Genomic DNA, 5,347 nt, shown 5'->3' on the forward strand with positions numbered 1-5,347 from the left:
TTTCATGCGCATTCCTTACTATGCTAAGCCGCTATGGTTTAGCACCACCCGTCTGGCGCCATGCGGGTTTTACAGCTTAAATCCGCCTAAGCTGTCCGCTGTACTAACGCTGCAAAATCTGTCGCTGGTAGTGCGGGGCTCATGTAATAGCCCTGATAAAGGTCGCAACCTGTGCGCTGCAAAAATGCGATTTGTTCTTCGGTCTCAACCCCTTCTGCCAGCACTTTTAAACGTAATATGTGTGCCATGGCAATAATGGCAGCAGCGATTTCCTTGTCGTCTTCATTTTGCGGTATGTCTGTAATAAAGGCTTTATCAATTTTCAGCACATCCAGCGGAAAGCGCTTTAGATAGGCTAGTGATGAATAGCCGGTGCCAAAATCGTCAATCGCCAGACCAACCCCCAAGTCTCGCATTTTTTGCAATATCAGCACGGCTTCTGCTTCTCTTTCCATCAAAGCACTTTCGGTCAATTCCAGTTCCAGACGTTGTGCTGGAAAGCCTGTGTCTTGTAACACGGTTTTCAGGGTAGCGCAGATGTCGCCATGCCGGAACTGGTGCGAAGAGAGATTCACTGCCAATTTCAACACCGGCAAGCCTGCTGCTATCCAAGCATGTCCTTGCCGACAGGCTTCGCGCAACACCCATTCACCAATCTCAGCAATCAAGCCGGTTTCTTCAGCAACAGGAATAAACTGATCGGGGGGGATAAAACCTTCCACCTCATGCTGCCAGCGCAATAAGGCTTCGGCACCTATGATACGACCGGAGGCAATATCGACTTGCGGCTGGTAATATAGCTTTAACTCTTGATTGGCCAAGGCGCGACGCAACAAGGCTTCCAAATTCAACCGTCGACGGGCAGCAATAGTCAGATCATCGGAAAAATATTTAAAAATCCCCCTGCCTTCATCTTTGGCCAGATAGAGTGCTGCATCCGCGTGTTGTAATAATACTTCCGAACTGCTGCCATGCTGTGGATACAAGCTAATACCAATACTTGTACCAATACGCACTTCAACCCCCATAGACAATCGCCAGGGGTCGGAAAGCGCCTCTATAATTTCTGCCGCCACCAACGCTGCATCTTGCGGATGACTCAAATCTTCCAGCAATAACGCAAACTCATCGCCGCCCAAACGGGTGACGGTATCAATACCGCGCAAGCGACTGGTCAAACGTTCAGCCACCAATTGCAACAATTCATCACCGGCTAAATGTCCGTAACTGTCATTCACATCTTTAAATCGATCCAGATCCAGCATCAGTAGCGCCAAAGATTTACGATCACGGCGAGCCACTTCCAGACTATGTTCCAGACGGGCAAACAACAGCAAACGATTGGGTAAGCCGGTTAAGGGGTCGTGGTGCGCCAGGTAATCCAGTTTTTCAGCGGCATCCTTAAGTTGGCTGATATCGGAAAATACCCCGACATAATGTGTTAGCTGCTGGTTTTGATCCTTTACAGCCGAGATGCTGAGTAATTGTGGATAGACTTCACCACTCTTACGTCGATTCCAAATTTCACCCTGCCAGTAACCAGTGGTTTCGATTTGAGCCCACATTTGCGCATAAAAAGCCTTATTCTGCCGTCCGGACTGCAACAATCGTGGGGTTTGGCCCAAGGCTTCTTGTGAGGAATAGCCAGTCAGATCGCAAAAAGCCCGATTGACGATTAAAATGCACTCGTCTGCATCGACAACCATCACACCTTCGCGGGCACTTTCAAACATGGCTGCGGATTGTCGTAACCGCTGCTCCATGGCTTTAAGTTGGTTGATGTCGCTAATCACTAGCCGAAACATTTCATGATCACCGCCACCCGGTATCAAATTCGTTTCCAGTTGGATCCAGTAGGGTAGTCCATAGGGTCGCACGAGGCGCAGTTCCAACGTTTGCGGTCCGTTACTTTGCAACAGCTGTTTACGAAGTAAATAAAATTTATCCTGATCGGCAGGCAGGATAAAACTGGAAAACAGGCGCTTGACCAATAGATTACGGGTTACACCCAGTAAGTTGGCTGCCATCAGATTGGCTTCTTGAATCGAACCCGCTGCAGTCAGGGTTAAATAGCCCACCGGTGCCATGGCATATAAATCAAAATAGCGCGCACGCAGCAACTCCAGTTCAGCTTGAGTTTTACGCAATTCATCGTTTTGCATTTCCAGCTCGATTTGATGCACTTTTAAGTTATGCACCAATTGCTCAACTTCGGCCGAGGTTAAACCGGCCTGAATTTTATTTGTGGCTACTTCACTTTGTTGAGCAATAACATCGGTTTGTTTTTTCATCTGCGCGCTCCATTCAAATCAGCATCCAGTTGTTTTTCTTATTTGCATAGACGTTCGGTAGTGGTAATGGCATACACTTCCCCAGCCTGGTTCAGCAGTGCCGTGGCACTAATCCGGACCGACAACAATTGGCCTTGTTTATTGAGGCGTTGAGTCTGGTAGGGCGCCAAATTTTCCGCAAAACTCAGGCTCTGCACAATTTCAAAAGCTTCCTGACGTAAGGTTTCCGGGGCTAATTCCGCTATGTTTTTCTGTAAAGCCTCCGCTTCTGTCCAACCGTACATACCCTGTGCCGCGGGGTTCCAGGCCAGAATGGAACCGTCCATAGCCAGCATCAAAATCGCATCGCGGGCATCTCTCACCACCGCAGCCAGATGCCGAATGGATAAGGTCTCCTGCAACTGGCTTTGAGCCTGTTTGAGCTCGCTGATGTCGACAAAAGTAATCACAGCGCCTTCGATGACATTTTCCAGGGTCCGATAAGGCCGGATTCGCAACAAAAACCAGCGACCGGCCTGCGTTTGTACTTCAATTTCCTTAGGCACCAAGTTATCCAGTACCGCTAGCAGGTCTGCCACTAAAGAAGTATAGCCCGGTAAATTTGACACGATATGCCCTATCGGTCGACCGATATCGCTGGGTATCAAATTAATCACCTGCGTCACGGATGGGGTAAAGCGCGATATCAGCAAGTGATGATCGACAAAAATGGTACCAATATCAGTACTGGACAACAAGTTGTTCATGTCGTTATTCGCCCGTGCCAAATCAACCAGTTTGGATTGAAATTCGCTGTTAACAGTGCTGAGTTCTTCGTTTACCGATTGCAACTCTTCTTTGGAAGTTTCCAGTTCCTCATTGGCCGATTGCAATTCTTCATTGATAGACTGCATTTCTTCATTGGCAGATTTCAGCTCTTCATTGGAGGTTTCCAGTTCTTCAATATTACTTTGCAGATAGTCTTCTTTGGTGCGCAATTCCTGCTGCAAACTCAGAATGTTGGCATTGGTGTTCACTGGCTCGGCTTTGATAACCGAGCCGGCATCAGTAATAGGTTGGGCTATTGTTTTTGCATCCGACAAAATAACCAGAAACAACGTTGCTTGCTCAGGCTTGTTCAATGAGCCGGCCAACGGGCAGATTGTCAAATCGACAGCCGTGAAATCACCATTGGTTTTTACCTGCAGACCCGGCACAAAGACCAATTCATGTTTTACAACCGCTTGTTGCAAGGCTTTGTTTAAGCTGGCTCCCAAGCCTTCGCGGGCCATGCGCAAGATATTCATGCCTGCCTCGCCCGGCGCCGGCTCAAGATAACGACCGCTGCGACCATGCAAATACAAAATTTCACCGCGCGCAGTAATCAACATCGCGACTGCGGCAAAGTGCTGCAGCAAAGCGCGTTCGGTAATTTCACGTAGCGACAATTTGCTTTCCGCAGTCACCAATCCTGTCGTTCGAGCTACATTGACCGGCAATGTTGGAATGGACTTACCAGTCGGCAAGCGATAACTTTGAGATAGCTGTTCTTTGCGCTGATACAGTTTTGCTTTGCGATCCAGCATGTCAAACTTCGAGCTAAAATCGCCGATGCTTTCGGAGGTGCCTAAAAACAAAAAGCCGCCCGGATTCAACGCATAATGAAATAACGGCAGCAATTTTTTTTGCAGCTCGCCGCTGAGATAAATCATTACATTCCGACAACTGATCAAATCCAGCCGGGAAAATGGCGGGTCTTTTATCAGATCTTGTTCAGAAAACACCAGTAAATCGCGGATTTTTTTTTGTATTCGATAACCGCTGCCATCGGACTGTTTGCTAAAAAATCGCGCTAATCGCTCCGCCGAAATATCTTTTTCGATGCTGGCTGGATAAAGTCCTATGCGTGCGGTTTCTATGGCACGACTATCAATATCGGTAGCAAATAGATGTACCTTCAGATTGGTTTTTAATTGGTCCATTTGCTCTTGCAGCAAAATAGCCAGGGAATAGGCTTCCTCCCCTGTTGAGCAACCAGCCACCCATAAGCGTAAATCGCTACCGACCGGCTTATCGGCAAACAAGCGCGGAATCACTTGAGTTTCCAAGGCTTTAAATTCCTCCGGGTCACGGAAAAACTGGGTAACCCCAATCAATAAGTCACGAAACAAGGCGTTTATTTCGGCAGGTGTTTGTTGGCAGAAATGCAGGTAATCACTGATTTGATTAATCTGGTGCACTGCCATGCGCCGTTCCACCCGGCGTATGATGGTATTGCGTTTGTACAAAGAAAAATCATGCGAAGTTTGCACTCTAAGCAACACGAACAGTTTGCTTAAAACATCTTCTGTATTCGGGGTGGCTGGACTTAAGGTTTTTCCCTTAACGTAAGCATGCTGTTTATAGGCCAGCAGTTGTGGCAGCATTTCTGCAGGTGGCAATACAAAATCTACTAGCCCGGTGGCAATGGCGCTTTGCGGCATACTAGCGTATTCGGTGGTTTCCGGCGTTTGTGCCATCGCCATGCCGCCGGCGGCTTTCACCGCTTTAACACCCTGGCTACCATCACTGCCGCTACCGGACAGCACAATGCAAATGGCGCGTTCGCGCAGATCGTCTGCCAGAGTCCGGAAGAAAAAGTCGATCGGTAACCGTTGGCCGTGTGGTTGGGCGGGTTCCAGTAATTGCAGCCTGCCGTTGAATAAGGCCATATTACGGTTAGGCGGAATGATGTATGCACAGTTGGGTTTTACTGTCATACCGTCCACCACTTCAAAAACCTGCATTTTGGTAAAGCGTTTTAAAAGTTCGCACAACAGGCTTTTGTGATCCGGCGCCAGATGTTGCACCAACACAAACGCCATATTCGGATCGGTATCCACCGGCATGCCGGAGAAAAAAGCCTCAAACGCTGCCAAGCCACCAGCTGAAGCGCCAATGCCCACAATAGGGAAGTCAACCACTGGTAATGCAGGGGCTGTATTTGACACATTAGAATCTGCGAGTGGTGTTTTGGTTTTGCGAGTCAATGTGGGCTCCAGCAATTTAATCAAGCGCGCGGGGGGGGGGGGGCTATA

Annotated in this window: 2 protein-coding genes; both read right to left on the reverse strand. The window is 48.4% G+C overall.

Annotation, left to right across the window (positions count from 1 at the left end; translation table 11 throughout):
* Nucleotides 1-86: 86 nt before the first annotated feature.
* On the reverse strand, nt 87-2,291 hold the full coding sequence (locus A1359_RS02260; RefSeq protein ID WP_066977397.1) for a putative bifunctional diguanylate cyclase/phosphodiesterase: 2,205 nt from the start codon (nt 2,289-2,291) through the stop codon (nt 87-89).
* 38 nt (nt 2,292-2,329) lie between these two features.
* Nucleotides 2,330-5,347: chemotaxis protein CheB (locus A1359_RS02265; protein ID WP_232322080.1), on the reverse strand; the 3,018-nt coding region annotated here is incomplete at its 5' end.

Source organism: Methylomonas lenta (assembly GCF_001644015.1).
Classification (GTDB): Bacteria; Pseudomonadota; Gammaproteobacteria; order Methylococcales; family Methylomonadaceae; genus Methylomonas; species Methylomonas lenta.